At 57.3% G+C, this 19405-nt stretch carries 17 protein-coding genes; 6 read left to right on the top strand and 11 right to left on the bottom strand.

Going from position 1 to position 19405, the window contains the following annotated elements; all coding sequences use genetic code 11:
- Window positions 1–149: 149 nt before the first annotated feature.
- The 3 genes from CLV97_RS16655 to CLV97_RS16645 all read right to left on the bottom strand — a co-directional run bounded on the left by CLV97_RS16655 (window position 150) and on the right by CLV97_RS16645 (window position 3571).
- On the bottom strand, window positions 150–1334 hold the full coding sequence (locus tag CLV97_RS16655; protein WP_170070589.1) for an MFS transporter: 1185 nt from the start codon (window positions 1332–1334) through the stop codon (window positions 150–152).
- Window positions 1335–1508: 174 nt separating this feature from the next.
- Window positions 1509–2813, bottom strand: coding sequence for an NCS2 family permease (locus CLV97_RS16650; protein WP_106346658.1), 1305 nt, complete (start codon window positions 2811–2813; stop codon window positions 1509–1511).
- Between the two features lie 251 nt (window positions 2814–3064).
- Window positions 3065–3571: a DoxX family protein gene (locus tag CLV97_RS16645; RefSeq protein WP_106346657.1), complete on the bottom strand. Its 507-nt coding sequence runs from the start codon at window positions 3569–3571 to the stop codon at window positions 3065–3067.
- A 237-nt stretch (window positions 3572–3808) separates the two neighbouring features.
- On the opposite strand from CLV97_RS16645, the gene CLV97_RS16640 reads away from it, so the two are divergent.
- From CLV97_RS16640 to CLV97_RS16625, 4 genes are all read left to right on the top strand, one after another.
- A complete protein-coding gene (locus CLV97_RS16640; RefSeq protein WP_106346656.1) occupies window positions 3809–4312 on the top strand; it encodes an RrF2 family transcriptional regulator in 504 nt (167 codons plus the stop codon).
- Window positions 4313–4443: 131 nt separating this feature from the next.
- Window positions 4444–4872, top strand: a complete 429-nt coding sequence (locus tag CLV97_RS16635; RefSeq protein ID WP_106346655.1) for a carboxymuconolactone decarboxylase family protein — start codon at window positions 4444–4446, stop codon at window positions 4870–4872.
- 183 nt (window positions 4873–5055) lie between these two features.
- Entirely contained in the window at window positions 5056–5685 is a 630-nt protein-coding gene (gene udk / locus CLV97_RS16630) for a uridine kinase (RefSeq protein ID WP_106346654.1), read from the top strand.
- 130 nt (window positions 5686–5815) lie between these two features.
- On the top strand, window positions 5816–6016 hold the full coding sequence (locus CLV97_RS16625) for a YhzD family protein (RefSeq protein WP_106346653.1): 201 nt from the start codon (window positions 5816–5818) through the stop codon (window positions 6014–6016).
- Between the two features lie 242 nt (window positions 6017–6258).
- Here the strand turns inward: CLV97_RS16625 and CLV97_RS16620 are convergent, their stop codons facing one another.
- The 3 genes from CLV97_RS16620 to CLV97_RS16610 all read right to left on the bottom strand — a co-directional run bounded on the left by CLV97_RS16620 (window position 6259) and on the right by CLV97_RS16610 (window position 11017).
- Entirely contained in the window at window positions 6259–8199 is a 1941-nt protein-coding gene (locus tag CLV97_RS16620) for a heavy metal translocating P-type ATPase (protein ID WP_106346652.1), read from the bottom strand.
- 299 nt (window positions 8200–8498) lie between these two features.
- Window positions 8499–10418, bottom strand: coding sequence for an asparagine synthase (glutamine-hydrolyzing) (gene asnB, locus CLV97_RS16615; protein ID WP_106346651.1), 1920 nt, complete (start codon window positions 10416–10418; stop codon window positions 8499–8501).
- A gap of 182 nt (window positions 10419–10600) precedes the next feature.
- The gene (locus tag CLV97_RS16610) at window positions 10601–11017 is read right to left on the bottom strand and encodes a PaaI family thioesterase (RefSeq protein WP_106346650.1); all 417 of its coding nucleotides are present in this window, start codon (window positions 11015–11017) and stop codon (window positions 10601–10603) included.
- A 282-nt stretch (window positions 11018–11299) separates the two neighbouring features.
- Between CLV97_RS16610 and CLV97_RS16605 the strand changes: the two genes are divergently transcribed.
- Complete coding sequence (locus CLV97_RS16605; RefSeq protein WP_245891680.1) at window positions 11300–12070, top strand: TrmH family RNA methyltransferase; 771 nt, start codon at window positions 11300–11302, stop codon at window positions 12068–12070.
- Between the two features lie 209 nt (window positions 12071–12279).
- Here CLV97_RS16605 and CLV97_RS16600 read toward each other — a convergent pair whose 3' ends face one another.
- Together CLV97_RS16600 and CLV97_RS16595 are read right to left on the bottom strand one after the other, a co-directional pair.
- A complete protein-coding gene (locus tag CLV97_RS16600) occupies window positions 12280–12603 on the bottom strand; it encodes an ArsR/SmtB family transcription factor (protein WP_106346661.1) in 324 nt (107 codons plus the stop codon).
- A 140-nt stretch (window positions 12604–12743) separates the two neighbouring features.
- A complete protein-coding gene (locus CLV97_RS16595; protein ID WP_106346648.1) occupies window positions 12744–13172 on the bottom strand; it encodes an SRPBCC family protein in 429 nt (142 codons plus the stop codon).
- A gap of 261 nt (window positions 13173–13433) precedes the next feature.
- Here CLV97_RS16595 and CLV97_RS16590 point away from each other — a divergent pair, with 261 nt between their 5' ends.
- Entirely contained in the window at window positions 13434–13904 is a 471-nt protein-coding gene (locus CLV97_RS16590) for a nucleoside deaminase (protein WP_106346647.1), read from the top strand.
- Window positions 13905–13958: 54 nt separating this feature from the next.
- Here CLV97_RS16590 and CLV97_RS16585 read toward each other — a convergent pair whose 3' ends face one another.
- The 3 genes from CLV97_RS16585 to CLV97_RS16575 form a co-directional block, all read right to left on the bottom strand.
- Window positions 13959–16028, bottom strand: a complete 2070-nt coding sequence (locus tag CLV97_RS16585) for a thioredoxin domain-containing protein (protein ID WP_106346660.1) — start codon at window positions 16026–16028, stop codon at window positions 13959–13961.
- Between the two features lie 923 nt (window positions 16029–16951).
- Window positions 16952–18130, bottom strand: coding sequence for a tryptophan synthase subunit beta (gene trpB, locus CLV97_RS16580; protein ID WP_106346646.1), 1179 nt, complete (start codon window positions 18128–18130; stop codon window positions 16952–16954).
- A 229-nt stretch (window positions 18131–18359) separates the two neighbouring features.
- A complete protein-coding gene (locus CLV97_RS16575) occupies window positions 18360–19196 on the bottom strand; it encodes a manganese catalase (RefSeq protein WP_106346645.1) in 837 nt (278 codons plus the stop codon).
- Window positions 19197–19405: the final 209 nt, after the last annotated feature.

Here is a 19405-nt window from a genome sequence, read left to right as displayed (position 1 = left end):
TGGGTTCGTCCTGAACATATAAAAACCTTCCTTCGGAATTGTTTTATTCCGAATTCAACAAAAAAGGCTGTTGACCCTTCTTTGTCAACAGCCTCACGACCCGGATCGACCGGGTCGTCTTTTTTTTCCACTTGAATTTCTCGTGTAAGCTATGCCGCTTTCCCGGTCCGGCGGTCCGCCCCCACCGAAACCGGATAAACGAAAGCCAGGAGCACAAAGGTGAAGAAGGCCGTGGCGATGGCGTAAAACAGGCTGCCCCCTCCGATATGGTGGATGAGCAGTCCGCCCACATAGGGCCCGACCATGCTTCCCACGCTGAAATGGGCGCCGGCGATGGCATTCGCCTCCGGCAGATGGGTGGAGGGAAGGATGTCCGCCAGATAGGCCAAGCCAAGGGAATAGAGGGAGCCCAGCAGTCCCCCGATCAGGCTGAACAGAACCAGCAGAATCACCGGCTGCCCAGTAAAGAAGGGAACGGCCGCCATTCCCAACCCTCCCAGCAGACAGATCGTCACGAGCACGTTTTTTCGCCCGTACCGATCACTCAGCATGCCGAGGGGCATTTGCATGATCAGCCCCCCGCAAACGAAGGCGCTCAGCAGCACGGAAATCCACCCCGTGCCCAACCCCTCCCGGTGTCCGTATACAGGAAAACTGGCCGCCAGCGAAGCGTCGAGAAACCCATATAAAAAAGCGGGACACAAGGCGACGAGGGCCCAGCGGTAGATGTCCGCCCATTTCCCTCCGATGCGCGCTTTTTCCTTCCCCTCATCCGCCGGCAGCTTCCCATGGTCCAGCAGCGAAGACAGCAGCACCGCCGTCAGGAGGCACGCTCCCATGAGGGAAAAGGGAACCCACAATCCCCAGGCGAGCAGATTGATCCCCAGCGGCCCCAGGCCGAATCCCGCCCCGAAGGCAAACCCGTACAGGGTGATGTGCCGTCCGCGCGACTCGGCCGGGCTGGTGGATGTCACCCACAACTGCGTCGAAAAGTGGAGCAGATAATCCCCCACCCCGACCAAGAAAAGCAAAACGCTCCACACGGGGGGGCCGTCAAACAGCGGAAACAGGAACGCGCAGCAGGCGGTGGCCAAAAGTCCGTTCAGAATCGCCCGCTTGTACCCGAGCCTCCGAACCACCGTTCCGACGAGGGGGGCCGTCAACAGCATGCCCACATACAAGGAAGCGGCGTTCAACCCGTTAATGCTGGAACTGACTCCCCTCTGCTCCAGCAGCGTCGTCAGCAGGGGAATCAACAGGCCCTGGGTCATCCCGGTCAAAGCGGTGATCACCAGGAGGATCCGGAACCGGCCTTGAGACCACTGATTGGCCATGACTCTCCATCTCCCGTATACGAACATTCGTTTGGTTTTTATTTTTGCATGTCACGAGTATATCTCTTTTTGCCCGATTCATCAATCCCTCCCCTCCAATGAAAAAAGCCGTTTTTCGCACACCACGGCGTTGTGGTGTTCACGAAAAAACGGCTTCTCGGGGGCGATCAGCGTTTACTCCGGCAAAAACGCCAGCTGCAAAATGAAGAGAATCATGAACAGGAGCATCAGCGGATGGATCTCCCGGAAGCGGCCGCGGACCAGCTTAAGCAAGGGATAGGTGATAAACCCGAAGGCGATCCCCGTGGCGATGCTGAAAGTGAGCGGCATGCTCAACATCGTGATGAAGGCCGGAAACGCCTCATCGAAGTCGTCCCAGGCCACTTTCTTCAATCCCCCCAGCATGAAGCATCCCACGATGATCAGCGTCGGGGCGGTGATGGCCGGCATCGCGGCGATCGCCTGCACCACGGGAGCAAAAAAGAGCGTGAGAAGCAGCAGGATGCTCACCACCACCGCCGTCAGTCCCGTCCTCCCTCCGGCCGCCACTCCGGAGGAGGATTCGATGAAGGCGCTGGTGGGGCTGGTGCCCATGGCCGCCCCGGCGGTCATCCCGACGGCATCCGCCAGCAGGGCCGACCGCATCCGGGGAAACGTGCCGTTTTTCATCAGCTTGGCCTGCTCCGCCACGCCGATCATCGTTCCCGTCGTGTCAAAGAGGGTCACCAGCAGAAAGGCGAAGATGACGGCGTAAAGCCCCTGGGCAAAGACGTCGGGGATCGCCACAATCGCCTTGCCCAGCGTGGGCGTCAGACTGGGCGGCATCGTCACCCATCTCTCCGGCAGTTGAAACAGATCGAACACCCAGCCGAAAAAGGCGGTGAAAACCATCCCGAAAAACAGCGCCCCGCGAACCCGGAGGGTCATCATGACCAGGGTGACGAACAATCCCGCCAGGCTGAGCAGCGTCATCGGCTCGTGCATATCGCCGAGCCCCACCAGATTCACTTTATCTCCCACGATCACGCCTGCGGACTTCAGCCCGATGAAGGCGATGAACAGCCCGATGCCCGCCGTGATGCCGTGCTTCAGGCTGTCCGGAATCGCCCGGATCAACCCTTCACGGAAGGGAGTCACGCTGAGAAGGAGAAAAATGACGCCGGCCACCAGTACGGCGCCCATCGCCGTCTCCCAACGAACGCCCGTCTGTCCCACCACGCTGAAAGCGAAATAGGCGTTCAGACCCATCCCGGGGGCGATGGCGATCGGGTAGTTGGCAAACAATCCCATGATCAGCGTACCGATTACGGAAGCAAACACCGTCGCCACAAAAACGGCGCCGAAATCCATCCCCGCCTGCTCGAGGATGGACGGGTTCACCACCACGATGTACACCATCGTCAGAAAGGTGGTCATGCCGGCGAGGATCTCGGTTCGCACCGTCGTTCCCCGTTCCTTCAACCCGAACAGTCGATCCATGATGTTCCCTCCCTAACCGCCCGCAATGAATTACCCCTGTCAATCATAGTCTGTTCCACAGCCCATGACAACCTTCATTCTTCATCCCTTTGTTGGATCGTCCGAAGATTGCGGCGGAAAATCCGTCGCTTCCGCAAAAGAGGGCGGGCCTCAAACCCTTTCCCGCCGCAAGATCTGCCAGGCAAAAGCGGCGCCGCATCCCGCAGGATACGGCGCCGCCAACATGTAAGATCGACCCTTGTTTTTCATCCTCAGGTCCGAAGGGGTCGTTTCGGCGTATGAAAGATTTGAGCGGTCAGTTTTCGGATATAAGGAAGGAGATAGTAGTCGAGTCCGATCTTGCCGGCATTGGCACCCGCGACGATGATGAAGATGCTGAGCAGAAGCATCTGCGGGTTGGTGCTGGTGGTGCCGCTGAACAGAAATGCAAAGTTCATGACCATTCCGAAGAAGGTTGCGGCGGTGGTGAGACAGCCGAGGATCAATCCCAGACCGACCAGGAATTCCCCCCACGGCACAAGGAAGTTAAACAATTCCACGTTCGTTATCGCAAAACCTTCCAGGAATGCGGCCCACCATCCTTGAACGGCCGGATGTTCCCCAACCGCTTTCTCGATCGCACCGTGCAAAAATCCCGTAGCATCAAATCCGCCCACAATTTTTTCCCAGCCTGCCGCCAACCACGCATACCCGAGATACAGCCTGATCACCAACAACACAAAGCTGGCTACAGCGCTTTCCCGCAAAAAACGGAGCATGGTTGCTCAGCCCCCGATTTTGAATTGTGAAGCGGATCCCCTTCACACTTTCAGTATAAAAGAAGTTCAAAAAAACATTTGTGATATATTTCACAAAAGGATGGGGCAATTGTGTGTCCGGCATGGAAATCGAGCCGCCCGTCGTCTGCATCCCCGGCAATGCTCATTGACATCGGCAAAGACGCAATGTATATTATGGATAGATATTATCCATAATAGTGTCGGAGTTGTGGTGACATGCATTACAGCATCGGTGTTGAATATGCCTTGCACTGTTTGGTCCATCTCGTTGATCCCCCCGTCGATCAGCCCATCGGGATCAAAGAGCTGGCCGCCTTCCAGGGAGCCTCCGAGTCCTATCTTTCAAAGATCTTCTCCAGGCTGGCCAAAGCCGGGATTGTCCGTTCCACCCCGGGAGTAAAGGGTGGTTACGAACTGGCAAAACCTCCCGAGGAGATCTCCTTTTGGGATGTGGTGGAGGCGATTGAAGGGCCGAAACCCATTTTCCAATGCAGAAATATTCTCGACAAATGCATCCTCTATCGGGAAAACGGGATGCCCCCCTCTCTGAAGTCGGCCCCCTGCCACATCAACAGAATCATGTTGGAGGCCGAACAACAGATGCGGGACTACCTGAAGGAAAAAAACCTGATGTGGCTGAAGCAAACCCTGGAGCAAGAGCTGCCGGAAAACATAAAGACCGCGTCCAGAGAATGGTTTCGAAACGCTTATGACAAGTAATTTTTTTACTCTCAATTATGGATAATATCTATCTCCAATACATATAAAGGTGGTGATTTCCTGCATTCATCGAACGACCGGCGGTTTTTATAAGGAGCGGCTTCCACAAAGATAATTCGGGAGGGGAAAGAATGCGTTTCGACCCACAAAAAGCCTGTCCAGATGCGTACACCGTCATGATGCAGTTGGAAAACTTCGTTCGTCAAAATCTGGATCATCAGCTGTATGAATTGATAAAAATCCGAGCATCTCAAATCAACGGCTGCGCCTTCTGTCTCAACATGCACACCCGGGATGCCCGAAAGCTCGGAGAAACGGAACAGCGGATCTATTTGCTGAATGCCTGGAGAGAAGCTCCCTTTTACACGGAGAAGGAACGGGCCGCTCTGGCCTTGACCGAGGCGGTCACGCGGATTCACGAGGACGGGGTTCCCGAGGAAGTGTATAAAGAAGTGCGGAAGCACTTTGACGAGACGGAATATGTGATCCTGATCATGGCCATCAATGCGATCAACGCCTGGAACCGACTCGCCATCTCCACCGGAAAGACCCCACAATAATCTGCCTTCACCGGGCGGAACCGTTGGAAATCGGTTCCGCCATTTTTTCGCCGGTTGCGAGGCGAAGTTTTCCCATCGATCAAAAACGCCGACGCTAATCGACCGCCTTGAAAACTCCCGGTAAAATTGCTACGATGCTGGGGGTATATCCTTTAGGAGAAACCGACAGGAAGGAATCGGACCATGAAACGACCCGTCATCATCGGCGTGGCCGGCGGAAGCGGATCCGGAAAAACGACCGTGGTCCGCAATGTCTGTGATCGTCTCGAAGGGTGCGTCGCCGTCATCGAGCAGGACGCCTATTACAGGGACCAATCCCATCTGCCGATGGAAGAGCGGAAAAAAACCAACTATGACCATCCGCTCGCCTTTGACCACGATCTCCTCATTTCGCACTTGAACCAGCTGCTAGAGAGGAAGCCCATCGAAAAGCCGGTATATGACTACACCCAACATACCCGGTCCCGGGAAACCGTCGCGGTGGCGCCCAAAGATGTGATCATCGTCGAAGGGATCCTCATTTTGGAGGATGAAAGACTTCGCGCACTCATGGATATCAAAGTCTTCGTCGACACCGACGCCGATATTCGCATCCTGCGCCGCATCGAACGGGATGTCAAGTCCCGGGGGCGCTCCCTCGATTCGGTGATCCAGCAGTATCTGACGACGGTGCGCCCGATGCACCAGCAGTTCGTCGAACCGAGCAAACGGTACGCGGATCTGATCATCCCGGAAGGGGGCTACAACCAGGTGGCCGTCGACCTGCTGGTGAACCAGATCCGGACCATTTTATCGAAACCCGCCATGGCCTGATCAAAAACTGCGCCCGGTTCCACCGGGCGTTCCTTTTTCAGGTGATTCTTTCCGTCGTTTGGATCTCGGCTTGCGGCACGCGACGGAAAAAGACCCGTGATATAATAGTTTTCAACGGGAGGGATGTGTTGTGTATCACGTAACCGTCTTCGACGACGAAGGAAAAAAACTGTTCGATGAGCCCCTGCAGGCGGAAAACGACGTGGAAGCCCGCGAAAAAGGACTGGCCTTGCTGGCTGAGAAGGAGTATCAGAACCATCCGTATCGCATCGTCCACACATCGGGACGCCTCGTCTCCTTCAACAGTCACAAGGGAAAAGCCCCCAAGTGATCGGTGCATCCCTATAAAAAGGAAAGGCCGGCTCCCCCTCCGGAGCCGGTCAAGTTGTGACTGCATCAGGCGGGATGATTTCCGTCGTGCGACCCCGAGTCAGGAAGGAAAATCGTCCTCCCGGTTCCCGGTCCCCAGGCTTTGCGGATAGTCCCTCAGCAGCTCCCTTCCGGATGGCCATCACAATGGGAATCGGCAATTCTCCTCCGCGCGGAAAAACGTCCTCGCCGTCCCGTTCCTCCTCATCGCAGCAGCCGCAGGCCGTTCAAGATCACCAGAATGGTGCTTCCTTCGTGGCCCACAACCCCGAAGGGAAGGGAGATGTGCCCGCCGAAGTTGGCGAGGATCAGGGAGAAGATCACCAGGGAGGCAAAGGCAAGGTTTTGTACGATGACGGTCCGGGACCGCCGCCCCAGGGAGAGGGTCGTGGCCACCCGGTCCAGATCATCGTTCATCAGCACCACATCGGCCACATCCAGGGCCACATCGGTGCCCGCCCGGCCCATGGCGATTCCCACGGAAGCCGTCGCCAATGCCGGAGCATCGTTCACCCCATCCCCCGCCATGGCCACGCGTCCGTACTTCATCTCCAACTCCTTGATCATCCGCACCTTGTCCTCGGGAAGCAATTCCGCATGCACCTCGTCCACCCCGACCCGGGCGCCGATGGCTTCACCCGTGCTGCGACGGTCCCCCGTGAGCATCACTACCCGGATTCCCATGCGCTTCAAACGGGACACCGCTTCCTTCGCTTCGGGACGAATCCGATCCTGCAGGGCGATCCAGCCGACCACACCCCTTTCCGAAGCGATCCCGACCACGGTTTTTCCCTCTTTCTCCAACCGCCCGATGATCCGGCCGTTTTCCCCGGTCCACTCTCCGTCCGTCACAAAGGCGGGTTTACCGGCCTTCCAGGTTCCACCTTTCCATTCGGCGACAACCCCGCTGCCGGTCATCGATTCAAAGCGGGTGGGACGCTCAATTTCCATGCCCCGCTGACGAGCCTGCGCGACGATCGCCTGGGCGATGGGGTGTTCGGAGACGCTCTCGATGGTGGCGGCGATGCGAAGAATCTCTTCTTCGCCATGTTCGCCGACGGGAATCACGTCGGTCACCTGCAGCCGCCCCTCCGTCAGCGTTCCCGTTTTGTCAAAGGCCACCACTTTAACGCCGGCCAGCCCCTCCAAAACCATGCTCCCCTTGAAGAGCACTCCTTTTCTCGCACCATTGGACATGGCCGACAGGACCGTCGGCATGATCGAAGCCATCACGGCACAGGGAGAGGCCACCACCAGGAAAACCATCGCCCGGTAGAAGGAGTCGCTCCAGTTCCAGGAGAACAGAAGGGGAGGTACGGTCATCAGAATTCCCGTCACCACCAGCACGGAGGTGACGTACCACCTTTCCATCCGCTCGATCACCTGCTGCGAGTGCGGCACCTCGCTCTGGGCCTTCTCCACGAGGCGGATGATCTTTGAAAACAGGCTATCATCGGCGAGGCGGGTTACCTCCACCAACAGCGACCCTCTTCCGTTCATCGTTCCGGCGTATACCTCGTCCCCCTCCCCTTTATCCACGGGCAGGGACTCACCGGTGATGGAGGCCTGATTGACCGCGGAACGCCCTTCGATCACCCTGCCGTCCGCGGGAATGCGGCTTCCCGGGCGGATCAACACGCGATCCCCAACGCGGAGCTCCTCGATGGGAACCACCTGCTGCCTTTGTCCGTCCACCCGGAGAGCCGTTTCCGGCTTCATCTCCATCAGCGACGACAAATCCTTCCGGCTCTTCCCTTCCGCCACCTGTTCCATGGCGCCGCTCAAGGCGAAGATAAAGATCAGCACGGCCCCTTCCAGCCAGTAGCCGATGGCCGCGGCACCCACCGCGGCGATGATCATCAGGAGATTGACGTCCAATTTCCGCTCCTGGGCAAGGGTGAGAATCCCCTCCCTCCCCTTGGCATATCCTCCGATGACATACGCCAGCACATACAGAAGCGTTGACACCCATCCCCACGTCGACTCGCCCAGCCAGGCAACCAGGGTCAACGCCCCGCAGACGGCTGCGGCAATTCCCTCGCCGTAGCGTATGAAAACACTCTCCCGCTCTTCTTCCGGTCCTTCAACGGGACGGAACACCGACGGTTCCGAACACGTCTTGGCCAATCCGTTCACGGCGTTCACCGCCTCCTTCAATTGATAATCATTATTGCTCTCCCTGAAACGGGCATGCTACCCGGTGACGGGTAGCACGCTAAATGATAATGATTATTATTATTTTTATCACCATCAAACATTTTGGCTACGTGAAACTTATTTATAATTATTATAATCTACTCTCTGCCAAAGGTAAAGGTGTTTTTTCACCCCGGTCCGTTTTCCAATTTCTTCTTCGTCTGAGTCCGCACCCCCGCTCGGGAACGCCACCGCAAAAAAAGCCGGCCCCGCGGGGACCGACTTTTCATCTCGCTTCGACTTTGTGCTCAACCCGTCTTGGTCCGAAGGTTTTTCTGACGACGTTCAAACACATGAGGACCGACATGGGGATGAAACCGAACGGACCGCTCGATGTAGATCTCATGCCACAGAATGAAGATCAACAGCGTCCAGATCTGCCTGCTGTAGTCGAACCGGCCGTCCTTGTGCATCTCCAGCAGGCGGGCGGCCTCCGCCTTGTTGATCCAATGATCCACGCGGCCGCCCGCCAGCTTTTCCCTCGCCCAGGCGTAAAACTCCTTCCTCAACCAGTGGCGGATGGGCACCGGAAAGCCCAGCTTTTTGCGGGAGTGGATCTCCTCGGGGAGAACATCCTTCATCGCTTCCCTCAACACCCACTTGGTCGTTCCGTCCCTGATTTTGTATTCCGCGGGAATTCGCGAAGCGACTTCAAATACCTTGCAATCGATGAACGGCACCCGCAGCTCCAGGGAATTGGCCATCGTCATCTTGTCCGCCTTCATCAGGATGTTTCCGCACAGCCAGGTGTGGATGTCCAAATACTGCATCTTCGTCACGTCATCCATGGCGTCCACCCGAGAATAAATGGGCCACGTCACTTCCCAGGGATGGTGATCCTTGAGGGCGGTGGAATCCGCAACGATTCTTTCTTTCAGATCTTCGTCGAAAATGAAGGCGTTGCCGAAATACCGCTCCTCCACCGTTTTGGAACCGCGAAGAAGAAAGCCGCGCCCCTTCATGCCCCGCGGCAGGCGGGCGGCCATCTTCCCCAGCTCCCCGCGGAGGGAGCGGGGGATGCGGGAAAACATCCGGAGCGCCTCCGGCTCCCGGTAGATGTTGTATCCCCCGAAAAATTCATCCGCCCCTTCCCCGGAGAGAACCACCGTCACATGGCGGCTGGCCAGCTGGGCGACGAAGTACAGAGCGATGGCCGAGGGATCGGCCACGGGTTCGTCCTGATGCCAGACGAGGCGGGGAAGTTCCTCCAAATACCGACGGGAGCTCACCAACAATTCATGGTGATCCGTCCCCAGTTTGGAGGCGGTCCGGCGGGCGATTTCCAGCTCGCTGTATCCGCCCACGTCAAACCCGACGGTGAAGGTTTTCACCTCTTCATGCCTGCTCAGAAGGGCGGCGATCGCGGAGGAATCCACGCCGCTGGACAAGAAGGCCCCCCGCGGCACGTCGCTGCCCCGGTGTTTGGCGACGGACTCCGCCAATGCCTCCTTCGTCTTTTCGACATGGTAGGAAATGGTGTGATCCCGTTCCGGTAGAAACTGCGCGGTCCAATAGGGAGCGACGGTCAACTTGTCCTTTTCCACCAGGAATCGATGGGCGGGGGGAATCTTGTGTATCCCTTGAAACATCGTGTCCGGGTCGGGAACATACTGGAAAGTGAGGTAGCGATGGAAGGAGACCGGATTCACCTCCCGGGGAACCCCGTCGAGCTCCAACAGCGACTTGATCTCCGAACCGAAGGCATAGGCCTCGGAGGTCTCCGTCCAATAAACCGGCTTGATCCCGAAATGATCCCTGGCCCCGAACAGCAGATCCTTTTGTCCGTCCCAGATGACAAATCCGAACATCCCTCTCAGAAACCGCGGACAATCCATGCCCATCTCTTCGTAAAGGTGGAGGATCGTTTCCGTGTCCGAATCCGTTTTGAACCGGTGTCCCTTTTGCTCCAGCCAATCCCGCAGCTCCTGATAATTGTAGATCTCCCCGTTGAAAACGATCCAAATCTCCCCGGTTTCGTTGCACAGGGGCTGTTCTCCCTTTTCCAGATCGATGATGCTCAACCGTCGAAATCCCAGACCGACCCGTTTATCCAGATGAAAGCCCTCGCTGTCCGGTCCCCGATGGAGGACAACCCTCGTCATTTTTTTGACGGTTTCGATTTCGACAGGCACTTGTTTCTTATGAAGCAAGGCAACAAATCCGCACATAACGGGGCTCTTCCCTCCAAACGATTCTGAAAATCGCGCGAACAGCGAGGGGTCGTTCAAGTCATCCTAAATTGACTGAAATGGATATAATTGATAGTTTTGCCTTGTTTAATATACAACAGAAAAATGATGGTTACAATACCCTATGCGCTTTCCTATACCGATGTTTCTCAGGGATACGCCTAATCCTTTCCTTCTCCGCCGGACGATCTCGGCACGACCGCCACGGTGCAGCGGGAAATGCAGATCAGCCTTCCCGCCTCATCGCAGATCCGGATATCCCACACCATCGTCGACCGACCCTTGTGAAGGGGCGTCGCCTCGGCGGTCACGGTTCCGTCCCGCTTGGAACGGACATGATTGGCGTTGATCTCCAGTCCGACCACATACTCCTTCTCCGGATCACAGTTCAGATAGGCTCCGTAGCTGGCCGCCGTTTCGGCCAGAACCACCGACGCTCCCCCGTGGAGAAGGCCGTAGGGCTGATGATGGCGGGAATCGACGGGCATCTTCATCACCACCCGATCCGGCGAAAGCTCCACCGGTTCGATTCCCAACAAATCGATCAAAGTGCTCGCATTGCCTGAGTCCCGACTCATCGCCGCGATCCCCTCCTTTTCAAATTTTTCTCAGCGACAGATCCATGGTACCATGATTGGCAAATTTCTCACAGATTTCTGTGGCATTCCCTTTGAAAAAGATCTCAAAGATATGCCATAATGGCACCTGGCCCTAAAGAGTTCAGCGCATGCCTCCATCTTGAAAAAAATGTAAAATTCATGTGGAAGAAATCGGGATGAAAACGTGGTAAAGTATCAGTGATCACGCTTCTATTCGACCCGATCAGTCATCACTACCTTGGGCGGAGAGGGGGATAGAAGTTGCGACCGTCTGCGCGGGAAACCGCAAGATCTGAGGAGTTTATTCAAAGGCTGATTCATACCGGTCTGCTTAGGGAAGAAGAGCGTTGGATCTCGGATATGATCCTGCCCGAACGCTTGATGCGCCTGCATCGGGTGTTGAATCAACGGACCCGATACATTTCCGTTTTGCTCGAAGCGATCGATGACGGACACAACCAGGCAGCCGTTCTGCGGACGGCGGATGCCTTCGGGGTGCAGAACATCTCCGTCGTCGAGGGGGACAAACCCTTTCACCCCAACAAAAAGATCACCCAAGGATCCCATAAATGGCTGACGATCAAAAAGCACCCGGACCTTCGGAGCGCGGTTGGGGAGCTGAGGTCGGAGGGATACCAGATCTGCGTCACATACCTCGGGGGCGATGCGGTCCCGATCGGGGAAATCGACCTCTCCAGGCCTACCGTGTTGCTTTTCGGCAACGAGCACCGGGGAATCTCGGAGGAAGCGGCCGAACTGGCGGATCAGAAATTTTACATCCCCATGGTGGGCTTCGTGCAAAGTTTCAACATTTCCGTGGCGGCCGCCCTCACCCTGCAGGAAGTGACGAAACGGGCCCGCGAAACGGCCGGGGATCGCTATTTTCTGACCGGCGAAGAAAAGCGGGAGCTGTTTCTGGAATGGATCATGCAGACCCTGCGGCCCCCCCTCAGGGAAAGGGTGCGAAAGACCCTGGAGGAAACCAAGCGCTCCTCCGGCGACCAGGGAAAGGGCATTCCCTTGTCCGTCTAAAGCAGCGATCCGGCACCGACGGATCCCGCGGGTAAAGTCCGCGGGATGTCCTTATCCATACCAAAGGGGGGTGTGCGCAAGGCACACCCCCCTCCCTGCTCCGGGACGCGTCCGGCCGGCGGTAAGAGTCCTTCACCCGGCGGAAAATTCGTACGCCCGCGCTTCTTGGCTTTTAAAACAGCTCTCCGTCGACTCCATCCCTTCTTCTTTTAATCCCCGTCGGATTCGACCATGTCCTTCAGCCGGGCCAGTCGGTCCTCCCAGAACCCTTCGAAATAGGAGAGCCACTCCTTCAGTTCCAGAAGGGGCTCCGATCGAAGGCGGTACCGTTTTTCCCGCCCCTCTTTTCTTTCCGTGACCAATCCCGCCTCCGACAAAACGCGCAGGTGTTTGGATACGGCCGTGCGGCTCACGGGGAAGTGACCGGCAATCCTGGTGACGGGCATCTCCTGTTCCGCCAGCAGTTTCAGGATCTGCCGCCGGGTGGGGTCGGCGATCGCCTGAAACACATCGTGCTTGGTGGAAGTGGTCATGCTGCTTCCCCTGCCTTTCCTTCCTTGTCGGCCCGAATCCGGAACAATCCGTGCGGAGGTCCCCATGACCCGTCCCTTACCATAATAAACGACCCTGCAGAAAAAGCGGAGAGCGGATCTCGTCCGCGACAGGAAAAGAATTACCCTTCCACGTAGTTGCGCAGACGAACCTGCACGATCTCCTTCCAACCATGGTCCATCCGATCGCGGATGGCCGCATTCGTGTCCCGCCCTTTCGGAATGATCTCTTCCGGGGCACCCCACCCGTCATGGACAAGGGTAAACTCCGTCTGCCCTCCCCGTTCCTTCAATTCAAAGGTGACGCGCCACCCGGACGTATCCCAGGAGAAGACCAGCCGATGTGGCGGATCCAACTCCAACACCTCGCACGGCAACGGGCCGAAGGGCGTCTGCAATGTGAAGGTGCTGCCCACTTCCGGTTGAAAATCATTGGGCATGAACCAGGCGGCGATGCCCTCCGAAGTGGAAACGGCTTTCCATACCCGATCAATGGGGGCGTTTAAGAGCACGGTCTGGCGAATCGCCGGCAATTTGCGTTGATTTTCCATTTTAAACCCTCCCGATCCGATTAAATATGAAACCATTTGGTTTCGTTTTGATTATATAAAACCAAATGGTTTCACATAAACAGAAATTTTTTCCTCTCCGGGCTTTTATCATTCCAATAAACGGCGAGGTCCATCCGTTGTCACCGCCGGGAGCCGCTTTGAACCCGCGACGATCGGACCCGGCAACGAAAATTTACAAGCTTGTCCACATTGGATAAAATGACCAATAAGCCCACATGTCAACGAAATGGGGGAACCGACATGGATCATCGCCACTGGTTGAAACAGGCGGTCAACATGGCCTCCGAAAACGTCCGCAGCGGCCGCGGCGGCCCCTTCGCCGCCATCATCGTGAAGAACGGGGAGGTGATCGGCCGGGGCGTCAACGAGGTGACCGCGTTGAGGGATCCCACCGCCCACGCGGAGATCCAGGCCATTCGGCAAGCGTGCCGCCGTTTGCAGGCGAGCGGGCTCGACGGGACGATCATGTACGCCAGCGGCGAACCTTGTCCCATGTGCACCGCCGCCATCTACTGGACGGGGATCGAAGCCGTCTATGTGGCCTGTTCCACGCGGGAATTGCTGCAGGCCGGTTATCCCGACGGCCTCGCGCACTATCATGAAGACATCCGGAAACCGCCCGAAGAACGCTCCATTCCCTTTCATACCGTCCCTGTCGAAGGGTATCTGGAACCTTTCCGGATTTGGAAAGAGCTCGCCGGCTCCGAATGATCCCGAATCGGCAACGAAAATCCCGGTTTCCTTCGGAAACCGGGACCGCCGTCCTTACTCCCGTTTTTCAAGGACTTCCCGCAGCGCCTCCGGATTCGTCACAGGCGCCCGGCAGGCATAATTTTGGCAGACGTAGGCGGCGGCTTTTCCGCCCAGGGCCCGGTGCTCCCGGACATAGGGGATGAGCTTCTCCACCTCCGTCGCTGCGGGTCCTTCGGGGCGGTATACCCATACCGCCTCCGGCAAAAACAACCGCCCCACCACGTCCAGCATTTGCCGGGTGTCCGCCTGCTTAGGACCACCGGCCACCACGATCTCCCAGGTCGGCCCCAGGGCGAACTGCACCGCCGTCAGGAAAAAGGTGTGGGCCACCGGCGCCTGCCGGATCGTGCCGGCAAAGGCCGTAAGCTGCCGTTCCGCCTCCTTTTCCAACCGGGGATCGGCCAGCAGCCGGGCCAACCGGATCAGGTTGTACGCCGCCACCGAATTCCCGGAAGGAGTGGCCCCGTCGTAGATCTCCTTGGGGCGGGTGAGCAGCTTCTCCCCGTCCGAACCGTAGAAGAAAAATCCCCCCTCCTCTTTATCCCCGAACAAACGGATCATCTCCCGGGTGAGATCCGCCGCGCGGCGCAGATAATCGATCCGCAGGGTGGCTTCGTACAGCTCCATCAGCCCCCAGGCGAGAAAGGCGTAATCGTCCAGATAGGCCGGAATGGCCGCCTCTCCGTCCCGGTACCGGGCCAGGAGCCTCCCGTCTTCCCGGCGCATCTTCTGAAGGATGAAGCGGACAGCCCTTTCCGCGGCATCGGCATATCTCGTCTCCCCCAATACCCTCGCCCCGCGGGCCAGAGCGACAATCATCAAGGCGTTCCACGAGGTGAGGATCTTGTCGTCCCTGTGCGGGCGAACGCGCCGCTCCCTCGCCCGGAACAGTTTCCCGCGCGCCTCTTCCAGGATCCGTTCCAGTTCATCCACGCTCATGCCGTGCCGGGCGGCGACGGAGGAAGGGGAGAAATCGATCCGGTGCAGAATGTTTTTCCCCTCGAAGTTGCCCGCATCGGTGACATCGTAACACTCGCAAAACAAAGCGCCCGTCTCTTCCCCCAGCACCTCGCGGATCTCCTCCGTCGTCCAGACGTAGAACTTTCCCTCCTCTCCTTCGGAATCGGCATCCTCCGCCGAATAAAATCCCCCCTCCGGCGACGTCATGTCCCGCAGCACATAGGTGAAGATCTCCCGGGCCACCCGGGAATAGGTCTCCTTCCCCGTCACCTGGTAAGCCTCCAGATAGGCGACGGCCAGGAGCGCATTGTCATAGAGCATCTTTTCAAAGTGGGGCGTGTGCCACCGGTCGTCCACCGAATAACGGGCAAACCCGAATCCCAGATGATCGTAGATTCCGCCCCGGCGCATCGCCTCCAGGGTTTTCTCCACCATCTTAAGGGCCCTCTTCTCCCCGGTTCGCTTAAAGTGGCGCAGCAAAAAGAGAAAGTCATGGGGGCGGGGAAATTTGGGCGCCTGGCCGAAACCGCCGTATCGCTCGTCGAACTGGGCGGACAGTTGTTCATACGCCTCCTTCAAAACCGCCTCCGACAACTCCCCCCTTCCCGCGGAATTCATGTACCCCCGGACCGCCTCCGTCACCCGGTCCCCCGCCTGAAGGAGTTCGGACCGCCTTTGTTTCCAGGCATCCGCGACGCGCTCCAAAATTTCCATCAGTCCCATCCGCCCGTACTTGCTTTTTTTCGGAAAGTATGTCCCGGCAAAGAAAGGCTTTTTCTCCGGCGTCATGATCACCGTGAGGGGCCACCCTCCCTGGCCGGTCATCGCCTGACACACCGTCATGTAGACGTGATCCACATCGGGCCGCTCCTCCCGATCCACCTTGATCGCCACATAGTCCCGGTTGAGCATCCGGGCCACCTCTTCATCCTCGAAGGACTCCCGCTCCATGACGTGACACCAGTGGCAGGTGGAATAGCCGATGGACAAAAAGATCGGCTTATCCTCCCGCTTCGCCTTTTCAAAGGCCTCCTCGCTCCAGGGATACCAATCCACCGGATTGTGGGCGTGTTGCAGGAGATATGGGGATTTTTCACGGATCAGACGGTTGGATTTTTTCATGATAAAACCCCCGATTTTTCGATTGGTATATCTTCCCACGCTCAAAAAGACTGTATCATCTTTACCCCATTCATGCAAAGCGGATTGCCGGTCGGCGTGTTCTCGCCCCGAAGGCCCAAACCCGTTCGAATCGGACAAGCGGCGAAAAAATTCACCTCATGGTATCCGGGCGGAGAAAACCTCATGAGAGACTCGGCTCGAAAAGCTTCGGCAGGCGGGGCCTGACGGGTCTGTCAGCTTATTTTTGTGCATAAACCGCTTGTGCCCATTCATGAAACAACCATCTATTTGTTCAACAAATCACATAAAATAGACGGTTAGAAAAGGGAAAGGGCAAGAACAATGAGAGGTGCGGATGGTTGGAGAGGCAGGGCATGGGGGTGAATATAAACGTCTAACCGTTGATGGTAAATGTTCCACACCCGGTCTTCCACTGCTGAATTTTCGCCATCCGTCAAACTGCCGCTCTCCTTTGCGGATTGGAGGGAAAATCATGGGCATTGGCTTCGAGGAAACCACGTCGGATAAGGAGATCAACGGGAATCGATGATTGACATTCGGAAGCCATTCGTCTTGAGCACCCTCGTGGTGATCGGTCACGCTTATACCGACTTGACATGACAGCGAGATCGTAAAACTGCCTCTCTCTTTATCTATTCCTTTCACATGCCTACGGTTTTGAAGCAGACGCGGATGCCCGTCCTAGGGATCGCCCGCCGCGTTCGATCAGTCTTTAGTTCCCTTGAGTCCATCCGTGGAGTGTCGAAGCGTTCAAAGCGGCAAGCGATCGCTCATGGTCAACCCCATCCCCCCTTGAAAAAAAAAAAGCGAGGCCGAATGGACCTCGCTCTCATCCCGTCCCTTAAACCTCGGAATTCCGCATACGATGCATCCGTTGAACCCGACGCCTCACACCCTCGATTTCAAGCGCCCTCGCCCCGCTTGTTCAACATCTGAAACACCTGTTCCACATCCTTGTCCCCTCTGCCCGAGAGGTTGACGAGAAGGATCCGATCCTTCTCCAGGGTCGGCGCCAGCCGGATGGCGTGGGCAATAGCGTGGGCGCTCTCCAGGGCCGGCAGGATGCCCTCCGTTTTCGCCAACAGTTGGAACGCCTCCAGCACTTCTTCGTTGGTGACGGTGACGTATTCGGCCCGTCCCGTCTCCTTCAGATGGCTGTGCTCCGGTCCGATGCCGGGATAATCCAGTCCGGCGGCGATGGAATAGGTGGGGCGCGGATTCCCCTGTTCGTCCAACAGAACGAGGCTTCTGAAGCCGTGAAGCACGGAGGGCACTCCTTCGGTCAGCGTGGCCGCCTGATCCGGTTCGACGCCGATCAACCGCACCCCTTCGTCCTCCAGGTAGTGGGCAAAGGCTCCGATGGCGTTGCTTCCGCCGCCGACGCAGGCGATAACGGCGTCGGGGAGACGCCCCTCCTTCTCCAGGATTTGACGCTTCGACTCTTCACTGATGATCGACTGGAAATGCTTGACCATGGACGGGAACGGGTGCGGTCCCACGGCGGAACCCAGCAGGTAGAAGGTATTCTCGTAGTTGGCGACCAAATCGGCCAGGGCCTCATCCACCGCGTCCTTCAATCTTCCCTGCCCCTTGGACACGGGAACGACTTTGGCCCCCAACAGTTCCATCCGGAACACGTTCAGCGCCTGTCTCTTCGTATCCTCCGCGCCCATGTAGATGGTGCAGTCCATGCCGAACATGGCACAGGCGGTCGCCGTGGCCACCCCGTGCTGACCGGCGCCTGTCTCGGCGATGACCCGTTTGGCTCCCATCCGCTTGGCCAGCAAAATCTGCCCGATCGCGTTGTTGATCTTGTGCGCACCCGTGTGATTCAAGTCCTCGCGCTTGAAATAGATCTTGGCGCCCTTCAAATGTTCCGTCAGATTCCGGGCGTAGGTCAGGGGAGTTTCGCGGCCGACGTACTCCCGCAAGTAATAAAGGTATTCCTCTTTGAAATCCGGATCGTCCTTGTGCCGTTCAAACTGCTCCGCCAGTCGGTCCAGCACTTCCTGCAGTTCCGGAGATACAAAGCTTCCCCCATATTGACCGAAATAACCCTGCTCAATCTCAACTCGGCTCATCTCGATTCCTCCTCGAACTCCGCCTGAAAACTGGGCGTTGTTCACTGCAGTATAGAACTTGTTTGACAAATTGTCAACTCTGAAAGTTCGCCCTCAAGGATCCGGTCACAGAACTTCGAACAAAAATACGGTGCAGAAGATGCAATCAAAAACACGGGCGGGGGAAGGCATCCTTCCTCCCGTCCCGTGCAAAGTGCGTCTGCCGCCGCACCCTCCCGGAACCGGCCGATCACTTCGTGCAGGGGCAGGGAGTGTCGTGTACCGGAGGCGGGGCGGGGGGCAGCACGGGTTTCGGGGCAAGCGGCTTGGGATGCTCGACGTAATTGAAGGTACCCCTCTTGTCCGGCGCGGTGCCGTACGCCCACCGGCCGCAAGCGCTTTCGTTGCCCTTCGAGAAATTGAACAGGGTGTACGCCACTTCGTTGATTTGGTACTCCCGCGGGAAGGTGGTGGGAACCACCTTGCCTCCTTCGCAGGCCTCCAATTCCTTGATCGCGGCCATCCACTGGTTCTGATGCATGTTGTCCCGGGCGATCAACCAGGAGAGCATGTCTTTGACGCCGCGGTCATCCGTCATCTCCCACAACCGGACCGCTTGCAGTCGCCCCTGGGATTCGGCGTTCAGATTGGCCCGGAAATCGGCGAGCAAATTGCCGCTGGCAATGGTGTACCGCGCGTTCCAGGGATATCCCACGCTGTCCGTCGGAGTGGCTCCCAAGCCGGAGACGATCACATGCTGGGGGTTCATCCCGCCCATCACCGCCTCGATCACCGGGTTTTTGGCCGCCTCCTCCTGATCCTTGACGGGGGCGCCGTCCAACAGCCGGGCGATCATGGTGGCGATCATCTCAATGTGCGCCAGCTCTTCGGTGCCGGTGTCGAGAAGCAGGTCCCGGTATTTCGATTTCGATTTGCACCGGCAATTCCACCCCTGAAACAAGTATTGCATGGCGACGGTGATTTCTCCGAACTGACCGCCGAGGATTTCCTGCAATTTTTTGGCGTAGATCGGATCCGGGCGTTCGGGTTTGGCCTCGTACTGCAACTCTTTCACATGAAAAAACATGGAAATGCCTCCTTCTCAGGTCTTCCCTCTCCAATCATATGAGGCAGCCGCCCATCTGGTGAATGACGATGCATCGGAAAGGCTTTCCCGAGCCGCATCCTAACGGATGCGGCTGAGGCTGTTGACAAAGAAGGGTCAACAGCCTTTTTTGTTGAATTCGGAATAAAACAATTCCGAAGGAAGGTTTTTATATGTTCAGGACGAACCCA

The sequence above is a fragment of the Planifilum fimeticola genome (assembly GCF_003001905.1).
Lineage (GTDB): Bacteria > Bacillota > Bacilli > Thermoactinomycetales > DSM-44946 > Planifilum > Planifilum fimeticola.
This window is presented reverse-complemented; position numbering and strand designations above follow the sequence as displayed.